Source organism: Pseudomonas sp. MWU16-30316 (assembly GCF_020515645.1).
Classification (GTDB): domain Bacteria; phylum Pseudomonadota; class Gammaproteobacteria; order Pseudomonadales; family Pseudomonadaceae; genus Aquipseudomonas; species Aquipseudomonas cerasi.
In genome coordinates this window covers 1,448,432-1,468,501 of record NZ_JAIZAZ010000001.1, presented here as the reverse complement: position 1 = coordinate 1,468,501, position 20,070 = coordinate 1,448,432, and the positions used below count along the sequence as shown (strand labels likewise).

Here is a 20,070-nt window from a genome sequence, read left to right as displayed (position 1 = left end):
GCATTCCCACGCTGGAGCGTGAGGAACGATCACTGTCCGGCAGAACACCATCGTGTCCATGCTACGCGTGGGCATGCCGTTCCGGACGCTCTGCGTCCTCTTCTGAGCAGGCGGCGCTTTACGACAAGCGCATCGCCAGCGCCTTGGCCTGAATTGCCACGTCGGTCACCGCAGTGCTTTCCCACCACATTCCGCGCAATGGCGGGCCCATGGCGAACAGACGTGCCGAGTACTGACCGTGTGCGTCGAGCACTGCGCCAGTGGCGTCGGCGGCGATGCCGAGTGCCAGCGGACCGGGCTGGATCAGCCCGCGTGCCAGCAGTTGCCGGGGCAACGGGCGGTCCACGCGCCGCCAGTCGTATTCGATACCGGTGGAGTTGATCAACGCATCGCCGGTGATCTGCGTCGGCTGACTCTCCCCGCGTCGACGAACGCTGATCTGTACCTGACCTGACGGCAGGCTGGCCACGCCCTGCAGCGAGGCCGCATCAATACTCAACCGCCCTTGCCTGATCAGCCGCGCCAGTAGCGCAGCGCTCGGCGGCGGGGAGCGATGGTGGTGACTCTCCCACCAAGGCCTTACATGACGGACGAACTGGCGGCGCTGCTGGTCGCTGGCCTGATTCCACAGCCTGCCGACGTTGGCCCGCACGGTGTCCAGCGGGGCCTGCCAGTCAATGCCGCTCTCGATGGCCAGTTCGCACTGTTCACGCACTTTGCGCACCAGTTGCCGAGTGCTGCGGATACTCGGGTCCTGAGCAAGAAAATCAGACCATTCCGGCGGCTGACGCCGAACGTGCGGCAGCAGGCCGTGCCGGGAAAAAATCTGAATGGGCCCGCGGTGCCCCGCCGTTTCCAGCGAGACCAGCGCATCGACCATGGTCAGCCCCGAACCGATGATCAGCACCTTTGACTGCGGATCAAGCTTTTTCATCACCGACACATCCCAAGGGTCCAGCGCTGCCGTGTTCAGCTCGTTCGAATCGCGTCGCGGGGTGCGTGAAGCCGCGTACATGCCGGTCGCCAGCACGGCACGGCTACCGCGCAACTTACGGCCGTCAGCCAGCGAGACACTGACCCCGCCTTCATGGACCTGCAGGTCGACTGCCTCGCCGGGCACATGCACGGCGGTCGAGCCAAAGGCTTCAGCAGCGCTTCGGGCTTCACGCAGTCGCTGCTGAACATAAAGCCCGAACACACCGCGTGGCGGAAACAGTTCGGCAACCGGGACCCTCTGCTCATAAGCTTCAGGCCAGCCCCCGGCGGCCAGATAGTCAGTCAGCCACTGGGTGAGGTCATCCGGATTATCCGGATCGACGCTCATCCGCGCAGCGTTGCCATTGAGCGTATGGCCCGGCTCCGTCGCACTGTAGGCCTCGCCCCTGCCGAGTTCGCTGCGGGTTTCGATAATCAGGATTCGGCGCTGGCCCGGTCTGCGCAGCAGTTGCGCCGCCAGCATGGTGCCGCTCAGACCGCCGCCGATGATCAGAATGTCAGCCGTCTGGTGGGAATCTTCAGTCATCGAACAGCGCCTCGGTCGAGTTGCGATAAAGAATCGGAAAGGTCAGAGCACGACATTACGCACGAAGCGCAGGGGCACATCGGCGTCGTTGCAGTAGCGGTGCGGCTGGTTGCTGGGAAACATGAAGAACTCGCCCGCCTCGACCTGCTGCACGGCCGCAGGGTCGGCAAAGCGCAACGTCAGATGCCCTTCGACGACGTAGACCTGTTCACTCCAGCCATCGGGATCGGCCTCCGAGACATAGGCGTCCCCAGGCTGCAGGCAGAATTCCCACAACTCCACCTCGCGCCGGGCAACGGCCCTGGCCAGCAGTACCGCCTTGCTGCCGACGATCGTACCGGCCCATGCCAGCTCGTTAATGCGGCTGTAATCACGATTTTCAGGTGCCTGGATCAGGTCGCTGAACGCCACTTCCAAGGCTTCGGCCACGCGGTCCAGTGTCGCCAGGCTGACGTTTTTTTCGCCGGCCTCGATAGCGACCAGCATGCGTCGGCTGACTCCGGACTTTTCCGCCAGAGCCGTCTGGCTGAGGTCCGCACTGTTACGCAGACGCCGGACGTTCTGGCTGACGTGCTGCAGCACCGGAGGGCGCTGGGAATTTTCTTTGTGCATGCAGGTGCTCACATCAAACCGTTGCGCATTATACTGCCCAGCCCAGGAACACTGTCAGGTTGTTCCGCCTTTCACCGCGCGCATGGCAATTAACAGGAACCAGGAGCTGACATGAAGTCTATCAGCCGCATACCCCGCATCAGCAAGGCAGAAGCCGTACTGATTCTGATCACCATGCTCTGGGGAGGCACCTTTCTGCTGGTCCAGCATGCGATGACCGTCAGCGGGCCGATGTTCTTCGTCGGCCTGCGCTTTGCCGCCGCAGCGCTTATCGTAGCGCTGTTTTCAATAAAGGTGCTGCGCGGTCTTACCTTCCTCGAACTCAAGGCGGGCGTCTTCATCGGCACCGCGATCATGCTCGGTTACGGTTTGCAGACGATCGGACTGCAGACTATCCCCAGCAGCCAGTCCGCGTTCATCACGGCACTCTACGTGCCCTGCGTGCCTTTGTTGCAATGGCTGGTACTCGGTCGACGACCAGGATTGATGCCGACACTGGGCATCATCCTGGCTTTCACCGGGCTGATGCTGGTAGCGGGGCCGCAAGGCGCATCCCTGCAACTCAGTTCCGGCGAAATCGTGACGCTGATCAGCACGGTGGCCATTGCCGCCGAGATCATCATGATCAGCGCCTATGCCGGTGAGGTCGATGTGCGTCGAGTCACGGTGGTGCAACTGGCAACTGCTTCAGCGCTGGCATTTCTGATGATCGTTCCAACCGAGGAACACTTGCCGGATTTTTCCTGGTTGCTGGTGCTCAGTGCCGTGGGACTTGGGACCATGAGTGCGGCGATCCAGATTGCCATGAACTGGGCACAGAAAAGTGTTTCGCCTACCCGCGCCACCGTGATTTATGCCGGTGAACCGGTCTGGGCCGGGATTGTCGGAAGACTCGCCGGCGAACGTTTGCCGGGCATCGCCCTGCTGGGCGCGGCATTGATTGTGGCCGGGGTGATCGTCAGCGAAATGAAGCGGCGTTCTCCGCGCGCCGAACAGAACGTCGTCGACGAAGAGCAACAGCAGCGAGGCGTGCGCGAAGCTGAATGAACCGTGCTTAATTGCAGACCGTCAACCACCTTGTTTCTTCGAAACTGTTCCAACGACATATCACCGCATCAGAAGCAATTATTTACCGAATTAAAAAAGCAGACACTTTTTGTAGGAAATTTCGGAAACCGTCCCTTTGGTATCGGAGTGTCTGGCACGTATGATGCTTGACATTCCCCTGCAGATTAGAAGTCTATGTCCCTGATAGTTCTACTGCTTCTGCCTTTCATCGGCAGCTGTCTGGCGGCCTTTTTGCCGCACAACGCGCGTAACGCGGAATCGTTTCTGGCCGGTCTGATCGCCCTCATCGGCGCCGTGCAGATGGCCTTGTGGTTCCCGCAGATCGCCGACGGCGGCGTGATTCGTGAAGAGTATTTCTGGCTGCCAAGCCTGGGCATGAACTTCGTGCTGCGCATCGACGGCTTCGCCTGGCTGTTCTCGATGCTGGTGCTGGGCATCGGTGCGCTGGTCTCGCTGTACGCCCGCTACTACATGTCGCCGGACGATCCGGTGCCGCGTTTCTTCGCGTTTTTCCTGGCTTTCATGGGCGCCATGCTCGGACTGGTGATGTCCGGCAATCTGATTCAGATCGTGTTTTTCTGGGAGCTCACCAGCCTGTTCTCGTTCCTGCTGATCGGCTACTGGCACCATCGGGCCGATGCCCGACGCGGCGCGTACATGGCGCTGATGGTCACCGGCGCAGGCGGTCTGGCGCTGCTGGCCGGCATGATGATCCTCGGCCATGTGGCCGGCAGTTACGACCTGGACCGTGTCCTGGCCTCCGGCGACGCGATTCGTGCGCATGCCCTGTACCCGGTGTTACTGACCCTGATTCTGATCGGCGCGCTGACCAAAAGCGCCCAGTTCCCGTTCCATTTCTGGCTGCCGCACGCGATGGCCGCGCCCACGCCGGTGTCGGCGTATCTGCACTCGGCGACCATGGTCAAGGCCGGGGTCTTCCTCCTGGCGCGTATGTGGCCGGCGCTGTCCGGCACCGAGCAATGGTTCTGGATCGTCAGTGGCGCGGGGGCCTGCACACTGATTCTCGGCGCCTACGCCGCCATCTTCCAGAATGATCTCAAGGGTCTGCTGGCCTACTCGACCATCAGCCATCTGGGCCTGATCACCCTGCTGCTCGGCCTCAACAGCCCGCTGGCTGCGGTGGCTGCGGTGTTCCATATTCTCAACCACGCGACCTTCAAGGCGTCGCTGTTCATGGCCGCCGGTATCATCGACCACGAGAGCGGAACACGCGATATCCGGCGTCTCAGTGGCCTGGTAAGGCTGCTGCCCTACACCGCGACACTGGCGATGGTCGCCAGCGCGTCGATGGCCGGCGTACCGCTGCTCAACGGCTTCCTGTCCAAGGAAATGTTCTTTGCCGAAACCGTGTTCATTTCCGCCACAGCCTGGGTCGAGATTGCCTTGCCGGTGATCGCGACCATTGCCGGGATCTTCAGCGTTGCCTATTCGCTGCGCTTCACGGTCGATGTGTTTTTCGGTCCGGCGGCCAAGGATCTGCCGCACCTGCCGCACGAACCGCCGCGCTGGATGCGTGCACCGGTCGAACTGCTGGTCCTGACGTGTCTGGTGGTGGGGATTTTCCCGGCGCAATCGGTCGCCCCCCTGCTCGCCGCCGCTGCGCGTCCGGTAGTCGGTGGAACATTGCCCGAATACAGCCTGGCGATCTGGCACGGCTGGAACCTGCCAATGGTCATGAGCCTGGTGGCGATGGCCGGCGGTATCATTCTGTATCTGTTGCTGCGCAAGCCGCTCAAGCACGAGCGCATCACCGCCCCGCCACTGGTGGGACGCCTCAACGGCAAGCGCTTTTTCGAGCGCAGTCAGGTTGTGATGATGCACTGGGCGCGCCGTTTCGAACGCAAGGTCAGCACTCGCCGCCTGCAGCCACAACTGTTTCTGCTGGTGCTCGCGGCGGTACTGGGCGGTTTCATTCCGATGTATTTCAGCGGCCTGACCTGGGGCGACCGACCGAAGATTCCGGGCTCCGGGGTGTTTGTCACGCTATGGCTCATCGCGATTGCCTGCGCCATAGGCGCGGCATGGCAGGGTAAATATCACCGTCTGGCAGCACTGGTGATGGTCAGCGTGTGCGGTCTGATGACCTGCATCACCTTCGTCTGGTTCTCGGCGCCTGATCTGGCACTGACGCAACTGGTCGTGGAGGTGGTGACCACGGTGCTGATCCTGCTCGGTCTGCGCTGGCTGCCGCGACGCAACGAAGATGTCGCTCCGCTCAGCGCACGCCTGCGTGCCCGCACCCGGCGCATACGCGACTTCGGCCTGGCGGTGCTCGTGGGGTTGGGCATGGCGATACTCTCCTACGCCATGCTGACCCGCCAGACGCCCAACGCCATCTCGTCCTTCTACCTGAGTCGCGCGTTGCCCCAGGGCGGCGGCACCAATGTGGTCAACGTGATGCTGGTGGATTTTCGCGGCTTCGATACGTTTGGCGAGATCACCGTGCTGGCGGCGGTCGCCATGACAGTGTTCGCCCTGTTGCGACGCTTCCGCCCACCGAAGGAAAGCATTCTGCTGCCCGCCCAGCAGCGCCTGCTGGCCCGTGACGTGGTGACGGATCTGGTCAACCCGCGCAGCGCCAGCGATACCGCGCTCGGTTTCATGATGGTGCCGGCAGCACTGGTTCGATTGCTGCTGCCGATTGCCTTCATTATTTCGATGTACCTGTTCGTCCGCGGTCACAATCAGCCTGGCGGCGGGTTTGTTGCCGGGCTGGTGATGTCGGTGGCGTTCATCCTGCAATACATGGTGGCAGGCACCCAGTGGGTCGAGGCGCAAATGAGCCTGCGACCGTTACGCTGGATGGGCACAGGCCTGTTGTGCGCAGTGCTGACCGGCGCGGGCTCGATGCTGCTGGGTTATCCGTTCATGACCACCCACACCGCTCATGTCAACTTGCCGATCCTGGGGGATATTCACATCGCCAGCGCGCTGTTCTTCGATGTCGGCGTGTACGCCGTGGTGGTCGGCTCGACGCTGTTGATTCTCACCGCACTGGCGCACCAGTCGGTGCGTAGCCATCGGCCGACGCAACTGCCCAAGCCTGTCGCCAACCCGCAAGGAATCCTCTGATGGAAGAAGTCATTGCAATTGCCATCGGCGTGCTGGCCGCCTCCGGCGTCTGGCTGATCCTCAGGCCACGTACCTTTCAGGTGGTCATGGGGCTGTGCCTGCTGTCGTACGGGGTCAACCTGTTCATCTTCAGTATGGGCAGCCTGTTCATCGGCAGAGAGCCGATCATCAAGGACGGTATTCCTCAGGACCTGCTCAATTACACCGACCCGTTGCCACAGGCGCTGGTGCTCACCGCGATTGTCATCAGCTTCGCCATGACCGCGCTGTTTCTGGTGGTCTTGCTCGCCTCCAGAGGCCTGACCGGCACCGACCATGTAGATGGCCGGGAGCCCAAGGCATGAGCGGGATGAATCAACTGATCATCGCGCCCATCCTGCTGCCGCTGCTGACCGCCGGGCTGATGCTCTGGCTGGGCGAAAAGCACCGGCCTCTCAAGGGCCGTATCAATCTGTTTTCCAGCATCTTCGGGCTGGGTATTTCCGTGGTGCTGTTCCTCTGGGTACAACACAGCGGCAGCAGCGGCTCGATCGGTGTCTATCTGCCGGGCAACTGGGGCGTGCCGTTCGGCATCGTACTGGTGGTGGACCACCTGTCAGCGATGATGCTGGTGCTGACCGGGATTGTCGGTGTCTGCGCCCTGCTGTTCGCGCTGGCTCGCTGGGACAGGGCCGGTGCCAGTTTCCATGCGCTGTTCCAGATCCAGCTCATGGGGCTGTACGGTGCGTTCCTGACTGCTGATCTGTTCAACCTATTCGTGTTTTTCGAAGTACTGCTCGCAGCGTCATACGGCCTGATGCTGCACGGCTCCGGCCGGGCACGAGTATCGACGGGCCTGCATTACATTTCGATCAACCTGCTGGCTTCGTCGCTGTTTCTGATCGGTGCTGCGTTGATTTACGGGGTGACCGGCACGCTGAACTTCGCCGATCTGGCCATCAAGATCCCGCAGGTGGCGGAGTCCGATCTGGGCCTGCTGCATGCGGGTGCTGCGATTCTGGCCACGGCGTTCCTGGCCAAGGCCGGCATGTGGCCGCTCAACTTCTGGCTGGTCCCTGCCTACTCGGCAGCCAGCGCGCCGGTGGCGGCGATGTTTGCGATCATGACCAAAGTGGGGATCTACACCCTGCTGCGCCTGTGGACGCTGCTGTTTTCCGGCCAGGCCGGTGCATCGGCATTCTTCGGCGGCGACTGGCTGATCTATGGCGGCATGGCAACGATTTTCACTGCAGCCATCGCCATCATCGCCGCCCAGCGTCTGGAACGCCTTGCCAGCCTGAGCATACTGGTGTCAGCGGGCATTCTGCTGTCTGCCGTGGGTTTCGCCCAGCCAAGCCTGACCTCGGGTGCGCTGTTCTATATGGTCAGTTCGACGCTGGCGCTGAGTGCCATGTTTCTCCTGGGCGAGCTGATCGAACGCTCCCGCTCGGCCAACGAGATCCCTCTGGAATACGATGTGGATCAATTGCCTCGTACCCTGGAGTCTCTGCATCCGCCGCCCGGCACCAACCTGGACGACGAACAGAAGGTCGTGGTCGGTCAGGTCATTCCCATGACCATGGCCTTTCTGGGCCTGAGTTTTATCGTCTGCGCCTTGCTGATCATCGGCATGCCGCCGCTCTCCGGGTTCATCGGCAAGCTGACATTGCTCAGCGCCCTGATGAACCCGCTGGGGCTGGACGTCGCGCAGGACGAAGCGCTTTCGACCCAGGCCTGGATGCTGATCGGCCTGCTGATCTTTTCCGGGCTGGCGTCGCTTATCGCTTTCTCGAGGCTCGGCACGCAACGTTTCTGGACGCCACACGAGCGCCCTTCGCCGATGCTGCGCCGCAACGAATGCCTGCCGATCATCATCCTTCTGGGTCTGTGCATCGCGCTGACCTTCAAGGCCGAGCCCTTGCTGCGCTATACCCAGGACACCGCCGCAGCGCTGCATGAGCCCAAACAGTATGTGCAGTCAGTGCTCGCCACACGCCCGATACCCGGCCCCACCAGTCGGGAAGTCGATCCGGAGGGGCAACCATGAAGCGCCTGTTTCCCGCCCCGCTCCTCTCGTTGGCACTCTGGCTGCTGTGGCTGGTATTGAACCTGTCGATCAGCCCCGGTCACTTGCTGCTGGGCGCGGTGCTGGGGTTTCTCGCCCCCGTATTGATGGCCCCGCTGCGCCCGCTGCCGGTACGTATTCGCAAACCAGGTACGATCCTGAAGTTCTTATGGCGGGTGGGACGCGACGTGGTGATCTCCAATGTGCAGGTCGGCCTGAGCGTCTGGCGGCTCGAAAGCCGTCCGCCACGCTCGGCCTTCGTACGCATTCCACTGGACCTGCACGACGCCCACGGCCTGGCCGCGCTGGCGATGGTCACCACGGTAGTACCCGGAACGGTGTGGTCGGAGCTGGCACTGGATCGCAGCGTGCTGCTGATGCATGTCTTCGATCTGGAGGACGAAGCGCAATTCATCGAGCACTTCAAAACCACCTATGAGCGACCGTTGATGGAGATCTTTCAATGAGTGCACTGCTCGACAACGCCATCCTGATCAGCCTGCTGATCTTCGCTCTGGCGATGGTGATCACCCTGCTGCGCTTGCTCAAGGGGCCTTCGGCGCAAGACCGGGTGCTGGCGCTGGATTATCTGTACATCATTGCCATGCTGATGATGCTGGTGCTTGGCATTCGCTACGCCAGTGACACGTATTTCGAAGCGGCCATGCTGATTGCCCTGTTCGGCTTCGTGGGCTCGTTCGCTCTGGCCAAGTTCCTGCTGCGCGGAGAAGTGATCGAATGACCGGACTGCCGAATACAGTGCCCTTCTGGGTGGAAATACTGACCGCCGGGCTGCTGATCGCCAGCAGCCTGTTCGCCTTGACCGGTGCTCTGGGATTGCTGCGCCTCAAGGACTTTTTCCAGCGCATGCACCCGCCCGCCCTGGCATCGACGCTGGGCGCCTGGTGCGTTGCGCTGGCGTCGATCATCTACTTCTCGGCGCTGAAGTCGGAACCGGTGATCCACGCCTGGCTGATCCCGGTATTGCTGGCGATCACGGTACCGGTGACCACCCTGCTGCTGGCGCGCACGGCGCTGTTCCGCAAGCGCATGGCCGGTGACGACGTGCCCGCGGAAGTCAGCAGCGGTGCCGGCAACGGAGAATCGACAGGCGGCTGAACCGACGCCTGGCCAGTGTTACTCGCTGGCCTTGAAGGTCAGCTCGCCCTTGCGCCATTTGGCGGCCTTGCCGACCGCGCCTTTGAGAAGCTTGCTCATGCCGATCTGCAGTTGCTCTTGCGCAGCGAAGACCATGAATACGGTCTGACCTTCCTTGAACACGATACCGTGACCTTCGGGGACGTCGACGAAGGCATATTCGCCCAGCCCGTACACGGTGGTCTTGATTTCACGGAATTTCAATTCGAGCTTGCCGCCCTCGCGACTGGGCAGAACAGAAGCGCGGAAATGGTCGCCCACCTTGAGCTCAAGGCGAGGTTTATCGTCGACTACCAGTGCGGTTTCGGTGTCGATTTCAGCGATATAGATGCCTTCGGCTGATTGTTCGGTGATGTAGACAAAACGGGATTGGAACTGCTTGACCAACTGTGCACGGAGGTCGCCGAGCACGAACAAGGCATGGGTATCCAGATTACTTACAGCCAAAGTACAAACCCTCAAACATGAAATGAGGCTGCCTGATGTCAGGGCAGTCGAGAAAGTGATTCGTCCATAGACCGCTTCATGTGGCCGGAGATTTTCCGGCATGCTGCACGCAGAAGCGCAGACAGCGCCGCCGCAAACCTTGTGCAGGCGGGTGGCGGATTCTACCGGCTCATGGCAGCTACGGGATATATACCTTTTGTACACAGCAGTGTCACAGCAGCGCTGATGCCCTGAAAATTGCAGTCAGCCCGGGCACGGCGCAAAGGCTGGACGGGTTCCAGCCTGCGTTGGGTGCATCCTGCGATAGCAGAAACATATCATTTATAGCCGTTGCAAAAAAAGCCATCTTTTCTCCACAGCCAAATGCATCGAACTCTTGCCTGTGCCCACCACTCCCATAAGAACTGATGAATACGGGGATATCCCCCGGCGAGGAGATGACATGGAACAGACTACAACTACCATCAACGACCTGTTCGCCCAATTGGCGCTGGATTCCGATGATGAAAGCATCGAAAAGTTTATCGCCAGCCATCCTCTGCCCGACGACGTCAAACTGATCGACGCAGAATTCTGGACGCCGCGTCAGTCTGACTTTCTCAAGGAACAACTGCACGAAGATGCCGAATGGGCGATGGTGGTCGACGAGCTGAACGTGCGTCTTCACAAAAAGCCCGAGTGAGCCACTCGGGCGTTGAGGCCTATTGCGGATAACCGGGCTGGCCGATATTGGGATGCAATATCCGGCCGCCTGGCTGGGGTGCGTGGACGAAAACAGCGTCGCCTAACGTACCTACTCTGCCAACCACTGCATTCCAGTGCGCGGACTGATGGATGTAGCGCCAGCGCAGTAATGCCTCTTCATGACTGTCCAGCAAGTAAGGCCCGCCTCGCGCATAGTCGATCAACCGGGTAGAGATGTTCTCGAGTTCGGGAGGCAGCTGGAATTCAGGTGTCAGTGGCACCGGATTGAAAGGCACGCCCTCATCACACGCCAGTGTGTGCATGACCAGCAACGACACCCTCGACAGATGGCCAAATACCTGGCGGCTCATGCCCACTGCGGCAGCGACCGTACTCATGCCATTCAAGCTTTTCCTGCACGAATAACACTTGCTCTCGCATGTCTGAACCCTCAGCCAGGCCTGGCTGTCGAGCGGGTCGATCCAGTGATCGCGGTTCATCCGGTTTAACTCAGCCTGTGCCTCCTTCCAGCTCGGTGCCGCCTCGCAGGAACTGTCACGGCTTACCACGCTGCTACGGGGGCGCGTGAGCAGTACGCTTTCTTCCATCTGTGGAGGATAACCCCCACCGATATCGGAATGTGCACCGGGCAGAACGATTTCTCTGGGCCACACGGGCAGGACGCTGTTCAACGCAAAGTTGCGCCGTGACTCATCGCGAGCCACCAGATGCAACACCTGCTGCGCACACCCCGGAGGCAGGTACAGATTGACCCTCCTGTTGCTCGCATCGCGGGTATTGCCCATGTCCTTGAAGCTGCCTATGGCCGCCACGGTGTCGAACAGACCGATAACCTTGAGCCGTACGCTGCCGTTGCTCCAGCTGAAACTGTCGCTCAACCTGACCCTGCGGCTTTCGAGTATCGGCTCGAGCATGCCCGAACGCTGCTTGAGGATTTCATTGACCAGATGCCTGGCCGACGCTGCACCTCGACTGAAACCGAACACGTCCAGTTCCAGCGCATCCAGCACACAATCGGGGTTGTCGCGGGGGAACGCGTTCAATACCGACTTCAGCTTTTTGAATGCGTTTTCCACCTTGGATATCACGCCGGTGGCCCCGCGGCCAAAACTCTGCCCCGGCCATACCGAATCACGGCCACCGGAAGTAGTGCCGGCGCCACTTATATAGATCGGGTAATACACCTTCAGGCCTTCACCGTCATTTTCGGCAACAGGTTGCAGGCGGTAGATATCGACCAGTCTGGCTATATTGCTCGGATCATTACTGTAACTACTGCCAGGCTGAACATGACGACCCGCACACGCTTTAATGTGCTGCCCCGCATTGATCTCCATCAATGCCTGGCAGTCGGCACCGATCTGACTGTTGACCCGGTTATTTCCCGTCCCATCGAAGAAAATGCCTACCCGCGCCGTGACGCGGCGTGTCACCACATCTGAAAGGGCTGCTGACTGTTGGAAACTCCATTTATCGCTCATAACTTTTCCGTCCCTAGAGGCAAGCCAGGAAAAGGCCGCACTTAAATCAAAACGTAAATAACGTTGATTTAAACAGCTTGCTTAAAGACAGTGAGCAGTCAAGCCATGTTGCGCCTTTTCAGACCTTTCCTACGACTTCTATAGTCATGACTTTATTACTTATAAATAAAACCCTACACACACGCACTGATAACTTTCTGATGCACTCTTTCAATGAAAACCAACTAACAGGCCAGCCCCGTTGCCAACCCGAATGATCGGTTAGCCGTATCAACGGCCTTGCGGCCTGTACCCCAGGCGCAGACCACCCCAGTGTCGTCCGTTGACCATGATCGGCACGGACAGGTCGTGCATCAGTTCGCCGGTGTCTCGCGTGTAGGTTTGCAGCAGGACCGGCTGTTGGTGGCTGCCACAGCGAATGCCGGTACGGTCATCGAACTTGCGCTTGCTTCGATTACGCGCGTTATCCACCGTCGCATCACCCGTCAAAGGCTGGCTGAAGGCGTTGTTGTGCGTCGGCACATAGCCCTGTTGCGTACAGGCGATGGCAAATACCAGACCTTCATGGCGCGACAGCAGCGGCTCCTGCAGTGCGGGCAATACCTGATCGGTGTAACGGTCGAAACGCGTTGTAAAGCGGGTGGGCGAAGTATTGGCAACGGGTTTGTAATTGCGATCGAACAGGTCATCAAGGCTGACCCGCCCCTGTTCGATATCGGCCTCGAACTTTTCGCTGATCATGCGTGCGCCTTCACGAGCCAGGTCGTAAATGCGCTGGTGGTATTCATCCAGACCGACCTGCGCCAGGCGCTGGCTGATGGTCTCGGCCTGCCCCTCCATCTGCACTGCGGCCTTGGCCAGTTGCCGGGTCTGCTCATCGCTGACGGCAAGATCACTGCGCATATGCTCGACAGCGTCGAACAGGCTCGCCAATTGATCCTGATTGCTCCTCGCGCCCTGCGCGATTTCGCCGACCTGGCTTTCCAGCTCGACCGCAAGCCGGGCGATATTGCCCAGGTGCTCGCCGGTCAGCTCGACCTGCTCGACACCCACGTCCAGATCGGCCGACAGCTCGCGAATTTGCTCCACGACTTGTGCGGTGCGCTGCTGGATATCCGCCACCATCTGCCCGACCTCGCCCGTGGCACTGGCAGTGCGGCCGGCCAGACCACGGACTTCGTCGGCAACCACCGCGAAACCGCGTCCGTGCTCGCCAGCCCGCGCCGCTTCGATGGCGGCGTTGAGCGCCAGCAGGTTGGTCTGGCTGGCAATCGACTGAATGACCAGCGTCACACGCTGGATCTCTTCGCTGCGCTGGCTGAGTGCCTCGATCAGCTCACGGCTGCCGACGGCACGCTTGCTCAGGTGGTGCATGCGCTCGATGGACTCATTCAGCACGCTGCTACCCGATTCGCTGCGCTGCCGCGCCTCGCTGGCAGCAACCAATGCCTGCTGGCTCAACTGGGCCGTCTGTTGCTCGGTGGCGATCATCTGCTCGGCACTGCTGACGATCTGTTCGGCAGCCCCCAGTTGCGATTGCACCTTGCCAGCCAGCCGACCAACGGAAAAGGCCACTTGGGCCGCGGACAGCGCGTTATGACTGGTGGTGCGCGACAGGTCGCGAGTCAGCAAAGCGATATCGCTGTCGCCCACCGCGCTGCCTGGCAGCACTTGCCTGCTGCGCACCAGGCGCGGCAACCAGACCACCAGCAGCGCCAGGGGAACGACGACATACAGCGACAGACCTGCAACGCTCATGGCGGCGAACAGCAGGCACAGGACTACGCTCTGCACCGCTGGCACCCACCACCTCGATGCAGCGTCGGGCGTATCGGCCAGCGGTAATCCGGCTGCCATGGATAGGTTCTCGGCCATGCTGCGTCACCCCGTCTGTCATTGTCGTTATGACACTATTAAACGCCAGATAACGGCCTTGTGCCATGCGCTGTTGGTCGTAGCGACCGAGCGATGGCGATCAACGCGTTTTCGACAAATCCCGGGCACAACAAAACCGGGAGGCAATTGCTTGCCTCCCGGTCTGGTCACTCAGTCGCTGTTGCCTGCGTATCAGGCCTGGCGCTGGTGCTTGTCGATCTGCTCGTGGCGCTCTTGCGCTTCGATGCAATACTTGGTGGTCGGGCTGATCAGCAGGCGCTTGAGGCCGATTGGCTCGCCGCTGTCGTCGCACCAGCCGAAGGTGTCGTCGGCAATACGCGAAAGGGCCATTTCCAACTGTGGCAGCATGCGCTGGTCGCGATCGATCACGTTGACCAGCCAGTGACGCTCTTCTTCGACCGAAGCGGCGTCAGCCGGGTCGGCAGGCGTGTCCAGGCTCTCGATCGCAATGCGGCTCTGCTCGATACGCTCATGGATCTCGACCTTCATGCCCTGCAACAGCTCGACGAAGAAAGCGTGCTGCTCGGCGTTCATGTAGTCATCGGCCGGCATGGCCAGCAACTTTTCCTTTGTCATTTATTTCTCTATAAAAAAACGTGCATTGAGGAGCGGCCTGACGTTGCCGTTCAAACCAATAATCTCCAAGCGCCACCTGGCACTCAATTTACGAGGGGCGGCAGTCTAAGGCCGGCTAGCGGGCTCGGCAACACAATTGAAGGATTTTTGTACAGCGAATACCGTAAAACCCTTGAAATGCGGGCGAAAGACCTGACCAGCAGGTTGCTTGATGAGGCTCTGACCCACTGACAGCGAATCGGTTCCTGCAAACTCCAACGCACAAAAGGGCCTTGAAAGGCCCTTTGCTGCAGGTGATTGAATCAGCGCTTGGTCTTGCGCTTGTTGCGATATTGATCGATTACCACGGCCACGACAATGATCAAGCCTTTGATAATGTCCTGAACATAGGCGTCCACACCGACAAAGGTGAAACCGCTGGCCATCACGCCGAGGATCAGCGCACCGATCACCGTACCGGTGATCCGCCCGACCCCTCCGGAAAGGCTGGTGCCACCGATGACCGCAGCGGCAATCGCGTCCAGCTCGTAGGACATGCCCATCCCGGCCTGCCCGGTTGCCGCCCGCGCCGAGGCAACCACACCCGCCAGCCCGGCCAGCAGCCCGGCGATGCTGTAGACAATCACCAGATGGCGCTTGACGTTGATGCCCGAAGTACGTGCCGCCTGCATGTTGCCGCCAATGGCGTAGGTGTATTTGCCGTACTTGGTGTAACGCAGGGCAATATGAAAGATGACCGCCACCACCAGAAAGATGATCACCGGCATCGCGCCCTGGCCGATGGCCGTGTACGAGTCGGAGAGCATGCTCACCGGCTGACCTTCGGTATAGAAGCGTGCCAGACCGCGCGCAGAGACCATCATGCCCAGCGTGGCAATGAACGGCGGAATGCCGGTTATGGCAATGATGCTGCCATTGATGGCGCCCGCCAGCAGCCCGACCCCGAGACCGACAACGACCGGAATCCACACCGGCAGGTCGGTCAGCGACGGGAACACCGCCCGGGAGAAGTCGGAGGTTTGTGCCAGGCTCGCGGCAATCATCGCTGAAAGTGCAAGTACCGAGCCCGACGAGAGATCGATGCCTGTAGTGATGATCACCTGAGTCACGCCAATGGCCAGCAAGCCGATGATCGACACCTGCAGGATCATCAGTACCAGACGCTGGGAATTGAGCAGGAAGCTCTGATCACGGACGATCCAGCCGAACAGTTCAAAGATCAGGCCGATGCCGATCAGCACCAGAAAGATGCTCAGTTCGGTGGGCAGCCGCCGTTTGCTTCGGGTCGGCGTCATGGCCGGTTTATTTTGCAGAATCGCGTCGCTCATGTTCGTTTCCTCTTGTTCTTCTTCTACCGAGCCCTGTAGTGCGAACTCAATGAACCTTGTGGCCGGAGGCCAGATGCATGACTTTTTCCTGGGTCGCTTCGCCACGATCGAGGATGCCCATCATTTCGCCTTCGTGCATGACCATGACCCGGTCACTCATGCCAAGCACTTCCGGCAGCTCCGAGGAAATCATGATGACCGCCATGCCTTCACTGGCCAGCAGGGAGATCAGGCGGTAGATTTCCACCTTGGCCCCCACGTCGATACCGCGTGTGGGTTCATCCAGAATCAGCACCCTGGGGTTGGTCATCAGCCAGCGCGCGAGCAGTGCCTTCTGTTGGTTACCACCGGATAATGTGTCGATGCACTGCTCCAGCGACGGCGTCTTGACCCGAAGCTTTTTGCACATGTCTTCGCACAGTGCGCGCAAGGCTTTCTGTTGCACGAAACCGTTACCGGCATAGTTGGCCAGCACAGCCATCTCCATGTTTTCCATCACTGACAGGCATGGAAACAGGCCGGTCAATTTGCGATCCTCCGTGAGCAGCGCAAAACCCAGTTCAATCGCCTGATGCGGATCGCCGATGTGCACCGTCTTGCCATCGAAGCGCACCTCGCCGCTGTCGCTGGGGGTTATGCCGAACAGGGTCTCGGCGACATTGGTGCGCCCGGACCCCATCAGACCGGCAATGCCAAGCACCTCCCCGGCACGCAGGTCGAAGCTCACGTCCTTGAAAATGCCGTTCAGGCTCAGTTGATTGACGGACAGCAGTACGTCGCCTGCCGGTTTTTCCCGCTCGGGGAACAGCTGGGTCAGTTCACGGCCCACCATCATGGTGATCAGGCTGTCACCGTCCATGCTTTCGGCGCGCTGCAGGCCGATATAGGCGCCGTCGCGGAACACCGCCACTTCGTCGGCGATTTCGAAGACTTCGTTCATCTTGTGGGTGATGTAAATGATGCCTTTGCCCTGGGCACGCAGGTCGCTGATGATCGAGAACAGGTGAGCGACTTCGGTTTCGGTGATCGCCGAGGTCGGTTCGTCCATGATCAGCACGTCCGAGTCGTATGACACGGCCTTGGCGATCTCCACCATCTGCCGCTCGGCAATGCTCAGCGTGCCGACCAGCTCCTCGGGATCGAGCTTGATGCGCAGACGCTCCAGCAGTTCGGCAGTGCAGCGGTGCATCTCGCGGTGATCGACCATGTGCAGGCCGTTGAGCTGTTCGCGACCGATCCAGATGTTCTCGGCAATGCTCATGAACGGCATCAGGTTCAGTTCCTGATGGATCATGGCGATACCCGCCTGCAACGCTGACAGAGGCGTATCGAAGCGGACCGGCTTGCCACGCAGGCGGATTTCGCCCGAGTCCGGCTGATAGATGCCCGCAATGATTTTCATCAGGGTCGATTTTCCGGCTCCGTTCTCGCCCATCAGCGCCAGCACGCTGCCAGGGCGAACGCGCAATTGCACATCATTGAGCGCAATGACGCCGGGGAAGCCCTTGCTGACATGGCTGATTTCCAGCAGATACGGGGCCTGGGCATCAGGCGCCCCTCCGCCCCCGTCGCCGGACGGCAGATCGCGTTGCGCGGGCGGATTGGCAGTAGCAGAACCGAACATGATCACAACTCCTCAAGCGGCAGGCTGCGGGAGCGCATTGGCATGCCCTCCCAGGCCTGGCGATCGTTGTTATTTGAAGGTGGCGACGTTTTCAGGGGTGATCAGGCGATAAGGAATGATGATCGCCTGGGGCTCGACCTTCTCCTTCCTGGCCAGTTTCACCGCAGCATCGATCGCCCCGTCGGCCTGTCCTTTCGCGTCCTGATAGACCGATACGGCCAGATCGCCCTTGGTCACGGCGTTGAGCCCGTCCGGTGTACCGTCGACACCGGCAACGAAAACGCTGCCTTTATCCACGCCTGCCTGCTTCAGCGCCATCGCCGCGCCAATGGCCATTTCATCGTTGTTGGCCAGCACCGCGTTGAATTTTCGGCCCTGGGTAAGCCAGTCGTTGGTCAGGTCCATGCCCTTCTGGCGCAGCCAGGTGCCGGTCTGCTCCTGGTCTATCTTGATGTCCGGGTACTTGGCCAACACCTCTTTGACGCCCTTGGTGCGGTTTTGCGTGGAGTTGTTGGCCAGGTCACCCAGAAGAATCATGACGCGGCCCTTGCCCTTCATTTTGTCGGCGATGTATTGCGCCTGAAGTCGGCCGGCCTCCATGTCATCCGACGTCACTGTGGCGACGCCCGCAGGCAGTTTCGGATCGTCGGGGCGGCGGTTGACGTAGACCAGCGGGATACCGGCGGCGACCGCTTCCTTGGTGATCCGCGCAGTAGCGGCGGTGTCGACCGGATTGACGATCAGGGCGTCGACTTTCTTGTTGATCAGGTCCTTGACCTGATCGAGCTGCTTGTTGACATCCGCGCGGGCATCGACGAACTGCAGGTCCACTTTCTCGGTCGTGGACATGACTTTGGCCTTGGCATTCATGTCGTCACGCAGGTAGGTCAGCCAGGTGTCATCGAACTGCGACATGGCCACACCAATCTTGATATCGGCCAAAGCTGCACCGCTGCCCACCATCAGCGCCATCGCCAATGAGGTCAAAGCAATCTTGGTCTTCATGAGGATCTGTCTCCAAATTATTGTTGTTGTTCGGATGCAGCGAATCAGCGTGACAGGCGGATCCCGGTGGCACCGGGAATGCAGAACAGTTGCGCATCCTTGTGGCGCACGCACAGGCTCAGGGCGACGACGGTGAGAAATCGCTCCAGGGTCCGGATCCAGAATGACGAGGTGGCAGAACGCTTGGCGGTGACGCCAGAGGTAGGGGTTTTCATCGACAGTACCTATCTTTTGTTTTGTTTTTGTCGGGCTTGCTTCTCGTGCTTTGAAAAACCTTCAAAACGCGAGGGATTCGATAGTCGGCAACCTGAAAACGACTCTATTGGAAAATATTTTCCAATTCAACTGATTTTAGAATTTTATTCCATTTCATTTTATTCGGTTACAGAGACGACAAAGCCCGACGCATGGCAAGCGTCAGGCTCTCTTCGATAACGGGCCACTGGATGCGCTGCAGCGCGCAATGGCTACAGCACCACAACGCGCCCTTCTCTGGCACTCAGGCGCGCGGCATCCATGATTTGCGCCGAGGCTATCGCGTCATGCGGATTGACTGGATTAATACCCTGCTCGTCAACCGCGCTTTGCAACTGGCGGTAGAACTCCAGCCAGCAACCACGCTCCGACGGCACACGCTCGCGATGCTCGCCCTGCTCGAACCAGCCCCAGCGCCGATGCTCCTCGACACCCCAGCGCTCGCCCTCGGACCTTGGCGTAAGCCCGGCAAAGGCGGCCTCTTCCTGACCATCCAGCCCGTCGACGCTGTAACAACCCTTCGCTCCACTGACCCTGAAACGCGGCTTGGCAGTGTTTTGCAGGCAGCTGCCGGACAGGTGCGAGGTCACGCCGCCGGCATGGCGCAGGGAAACGAAGAACGTGTGATCCAGTTCGTCGTGCGGCGCAGCGAATTGCAGTTCCGCATACACCCGTTCGACCGGGCCGAACAGCACCAGCGCCTGATCCACCAGATGACTGCCCAGGTCACGCAGCACGCCACCGCCGCTGGCCTTGCCGACAGACCGTGGCGAATAACGCTCGATGCTGGACTCGAACCGGCTGACCGCGCCCAGTGCCTCGCTGTCGAGCAACTTGCGCACAGTGAGGAAGTCCGAATCCCAGCGGCGGTTCTGATAAACGCTGAGCAGCACGCCACGACGCTCGGCCGCGTCCACCAGCTCGCGCGCCTGGGCTGCATCACTGGCGAAGGGTTTGTCGCTGACGACCCCGACACCCAGCTCTATCGCTTCGAGGATCAACGCTCGTCGCGAGGCCAGCGGTGTGGAAATCACCACCACATCAACCCCGGCAGCGACCAGATCGGCCAGCGTATCGAAGGTCGCCACGCCGGGAAGGTCTTTGGCCACTTCCTGCTTGCGCTCTTCGGAGCGTGTGACGACGCCCACAAACGTGGCACCCGGCAAACTTGAAATCAGCGTCGCATGAAAGTAACGCCCTCCCTTTCCGTAGCCTACCAATCCTGCTCGCATGCATGTCTCCTGTATGTGTCGGGC

General features: G+C 60.3%; 19 protein-coding genes. 8 read left to right on the top strand and 11 right to left on the bottom strand.

What is annotated here, in order from left to right:
- Window positions 1-118: 118 nt before the first annotated feature.
- Window positions 119-1,522, bottom strand: a complete 1,404-nt coding sequence (locus LCH65_RS06785) for an FAD/NAD(P)-binding protein (protein ID WP_072366941.1) — start codon at window positions 1,520-1,522, stop codon at window positions 119-121.
- A 42-nt stretch (window positions 1,523-1,564) separates the two neighbouring features.
- Window positions 1,565-2,134 carry an XRE family transcriptional regulator gene (locus tag LCH65_RS06780; protein WP_096120300.1) on the bottom strand — a complete coding sequence of 190 codons (570 nt, stop codon included), beginning with the start codon at window positions 2,132-2,134 and terminating at the stop codon, window positions 1,565-1,567.
- A 111-nt stretch (window positions 2,135-2,245) separates the two neighbouring features.
- Between LCH65_RS06780 and LCH65_RS06775 the strand changes: the two genes are divergently transcribed.
- The 7 genes from LCH65_RS06775 (at window position 2,246) to LCH65_RS06745 (ending at window position 9,458) form a co-directional block, all read left to right on the top strand.
- Window positions 2,246-3,181 (top strand): DMT family transporter, encoded by a 936-nt coding sequence (locus LCH65_RS06775; protein ID WP_044308566.1) that lies wholly within the window; start codon window positions 2,246-2,248, stop codon window positions 3,179-3,181.
- A 195-nt stretch (window positions 3,182-3,376) separates the two neighbouring features.
- Window positions 3,377-6,295 (top strand): monovalent cation/H+ antiporter subunit A, encoded by a 2,919-nt coding sequence (locus LCH65_RS06770; RefSeq protein WP_226439243.1) that lies wholly within the window; start codon window positions 3,377-3,379, stop codon window positions 6,293-6,295.
- Window positions 6,295-6,639, top strand: coding sequence for a Na+/H+ antiporter subunit C (locus tag LCH65_RS06765; RefSeq protein WP_002554068.1), 345 nt, complete (start codon window positions 6,295-6,297; stop codon window positions 6,637-6,639). The genes LCH65_RS06770 and LCH65_RS06765 overlap by 1 nt, the downstream gene beginning before the upstream one ends.
- Complete coding sequence (locus LCH65_RS06760) at window positions 6,636-8,321, top strand: monovalent cation/H+ antiporter subunit D (protein ID WP_003436395.1); 1,686 nt, start codon at window positions 6,636-6,638, stop codon at window positions 8,319-8,321. The genes LCH65_RS06765 and LCH65_RS06760 overlap by 4 nt, the downstream gene beginning before the upstream one ends.
- Complete coding sequence (locus LCH65_RS06755; protein ID WP_003370544.1) at window positions 8,318-8,806, top strand: Na+/H+ antiporter subunit E; 489 nt, start codon at window positions 8,318-8,320, stop codon at window positions 8,804-8,806. Before LCH65_RS06760 ends, LCH65_RS06755 begins: the two co-directional genes overlap by 4 nt.
- Complete coding sequence (locus LCH65_RS06750) at window positions 8,803-9,081, top strand: K+/H+ antiporter subunit F (RefSeq protein WP_002554071.1); 279 nt, start codon at window positions 8,803-8,805, stop codon at window positions 9,079-9,081. The genes LCH65_RS06755 and LCH65_RS06750 overlap by 4 nt, the downstream gene beginning before the upstream one ends.
- Window positions 9,078-9,458, top strand: a complete 381-nt coding sequence (locus LCH65_RS06745; RefSeq protein ID WP_003370543.1) for a Na+/H+ antiporter subunit G — start codon at window positions 9,078-9,080, stop codon at window positions 9,456-9,458. The genes LCH65_RS06750 and LCH65_RS06745 overlap by 4 nt, the downstream gene beginning before the upstream one ends.
- 18 nt (window positions 9,459-9,476) lie before the next feature.
- Here LCH65_RS06745 and LCH65_RS06740 read toward each other — a convergent pair whose 3' ends face one another.
- Window positions 9,477-9,944, bottom strand: coding sequence for a hypothetical protein (locus LCH65_RS06740; protein ID WP_003370542.1), 468 nt, complete (start codon window positions 9,942-9,944; stop codon window positions 9,477-9,479).
- 442 nt (window positions 9,945-10,386) lie between these two features.
- Here LCH65_RS06740 and LCH65_RS06735 point away from each other — a divergent pair, with 442 nt between their 5' ends.
- Window positions 10,387-10,626: a DUF2789 domain-containing protein gene (locus LCH65_RS06735; RefSeq protein WP_003315766.1), complete on the top strand. Its 240-nt coding sequence runs from the start codon at window positions 10,387-10,389 to the stop codon at window positions 10,624-10,626.
- A gap of 19 nt (window positions 10,627-10,645) precedes the next feature.
- Here the strand turns inward: LCH65_RS06735 and LCH65_RS06730 are convergent, their stop codons facing one another.
- From LCH65_RS06730 to LCH65_RS06695, 8 genes are all read right to left on the bottom strand, one after another.
- A complete protein-coding gene (locus LCH65_RS06730) occupies window positions 10,646-12,130 on the bottom strand; it encodes a DUF2235 domain-containing protein (protein WP_058397934.1) in 1,485 nt (494 codons plus the stop codon).
- Window positions 12,131-12,400: 270 nt separating this feature from the next.
- On the bottom strand, window positions 12,401-14,005 hold the full coding sequence (locus tag LCH65_RS06725; protein ID WP_032609937.1) for a methyl-accepting chemotaxis protein: 1,605 nt from the start codon (window positions 14,003-14,005) through the stop codon (window positions 12,401-12,403).
- A 192-nt stretch (window positions 14,006-14,197) separates the two neighbouring features.
- Complete coding sequence (locus tag LCH65_RS06720) at window positions 14,198-14,602, bottom strand: TraR/DksA C4-type zinc finger protein (protein ID WP_002554078.1); 405 nt, start codon at window positions 14,600-14,602, stop codon at window positions 14,198-14,200.
- A 302-nt stretch (window positions 14,603-14,904) separates the two neighbouring features.
- Entirely contained in the window at window positions 14,905-15,930 is a 1,026-nt protein-coding gene (locus LCH65_RS06715; RefSeq protein ID WP_003370536.1) for an ABC transporter permease, read from the bottom strand.
- Between the two features lie 46 nt (window positions 15,931-15,976).
- Window positions 15,977-17,554 (bottom strand): sugar ABC transporter ATP-binding protein, encoded by a 1,578-nt coding sequence (locus LCH65_RS06710; RefSeq protein ID WP_003370535.1) that lies wholly within the window; start codon window positions 17,552-17,554, stop codon window positions 15,977-15,979.
- Between the two features lie 69 nt (window positions 17,555-17,623).
- Window positions 17,624-18,559 carry a sugar ABC transporter substrate-binding protein gene (locus LCH65_RS06705; protein WP_058416960.1) on the bottom strand — a complete coding sequence of 312 codons (936 nt, stop codon included), beginning with the start codon at window positions 18,557-18,559 and terminating at the stop codon, window positions 17,624-17,626.
- 44 nt (window positions 18,560-18,603) lie between these two features.
- Entirely contained in the window at window positions 18,604-18,774 is a 171-nt protein-coding gene (locus LCH65_RS06700; RefSeq protein ID WP_003370533.1) for a hypothetical protein, read from the bottom strand.
- 252 nt (window positions 18,775-19,026) lie between these two features.
- On the bottom strand, window positions 19,027-20,046 hold the full coding sequence (locus tag LCH65_RS06695) for a Gfo/Idh/MocA family oxidoreductase (RefSeq protein WP_054081627.1): 1,020 nt from the start codon (window positions 20,044-20,046) through the stop codon (window positions 19,027-19,029).
- Window positions 20,047-20,070: the final 24 nt, after the last annotated feature.

Excerpts from the sequence above, each read along its gene's own strand:
- LCH65_RS06705 (WP_058416960.1), bottom strand. The coding sequence starts at position 18,559 with ATGAAGACCAAGATTGCTTTGACCTCATTGGCGATGGCGCTGATGGTG.
- LCH65_RS06780 (WP_096120300.1), bottom strand. The coding sequence starts at position 2,134 with ATGCACAAAGAAAATTCCCAGCGCCCTCCGGTGCTGCAGCACGTCAGC.
- LCH65_RS06775 (WP_044308566.1), top strand. The coding sequence starts at position 2,246 with ATGAAGTCTATCAGCCGCATACCCCGCATCAGCAAGGCAGAAGCCGTA.
- LCH65_RS06760 (WP_003436395.1), top strand. The coding sequence starts at position 6,636 with ATGAGCGGGATGAATCAACTGATCATCGCGCCCATCCTGCTGCCGCTG.
- LCH65_RS06710 (WP_003370535.1), bottom strand. The coding sequence starts at position 17,554 with ATGTTCGGTTCTGCTACTGCCAATCCGCCCGCGCAACGCGATCTGCCG.
- LCH65_RS06730 (WP_058397934.1), bottom strand. The coding sequence starts at position 12,130 with ATGAGCGATAAATGGAGTTTCCAACAGTCAGCAGCCCTTTCAGATGTG.
- LCH65_RS06735 (WP_003315766.1), top strand. The coding sequence starts at position 10,387 with ATGGAACAGACTACAACTACCATCAACGACCTGTTCGCCCAATTGGCG.
- LCH65_RS06785 (WP_072366941.1), bottom strand. The coding sequence starts at position 1,522 with ATGACTGAAGATTCCCACCAGACGGCTGACATTCTGATCATCGGCGGC.
- LCH65_RS06745 (WP_003370543.1), top strand. The coding sequence starts at position 9,078 with ATGACCGGACTGCCGAATACAGTGCCCTTCTGGGTGGAAATACTGACC.
- LCH65_RS06755 (WP_003370544.1), top strand. The coding sequence starts at position 8,318 with ATGAAGCGCCTGTTTCCCGCCCCGCTCCTCTCGTTGGCACTCTGGCTG.
- LCH65_RS06750 (WP_002554071.1), top strand. The coding sequence starts at position 8,803 with ATGAGTGCACTGCTCGACAACGCCATCCTGATCAGCCTGCTGATCTTC.
- LCH65_RS06695 (WP_054081627.1), bottom strand. The coding sequence starts at position 20,046 with ATGCGAGCAGGATTGGTAGGCTACGGAAAGGGAGGGCGTTACTTTCAT.
- LCH65_RS06700 (WP_003370533.1), bottom strand. The coding sequence starts at position 18,774 with ATGAAAACCCCTACCTCTGGCGTCACCGCCAAGCGTTCTGCCACCTCG.
- LCH65_RS06765 (WP_002554068.1), top strand. The coding sequence starts at position 6,295 with ATGGAAGAAGTCATTGCAATTGCCATCGGCGTGCTGGCCGCCTCCGGC.
- LCH65_RS06770 (WP_226439243.1), top strand. The coding sequence starts at position 3,377 with ATGTCCCTGATAGTTCTACTGCTTCTGCCTTTCATCGGCAGCTGTCTG.
- LCH65_RS06715 (WP_003370536.1), bottom strand. The coding sequence starts at position 15,930 with ATGAGCGACGCGATTCTGCAAAATAAACCGGCCATGACGCCGACCCGA.
- LCH65_RS06720 (WP_002554078.1), bottom strand. The coding sequence starts at position 14,602 with ATGACAAAGGAAAAGTTGCTGGCCATGCCGGCCGATGACTACATGAAC.
- LCH65_RS06725 (WP_032609937.1), bottom strand. The coding sequence starts at position 14,005 with ATGGCCGAGAACCTATCCATGGCAGCCGGATTACCGCTGGCCGATACG.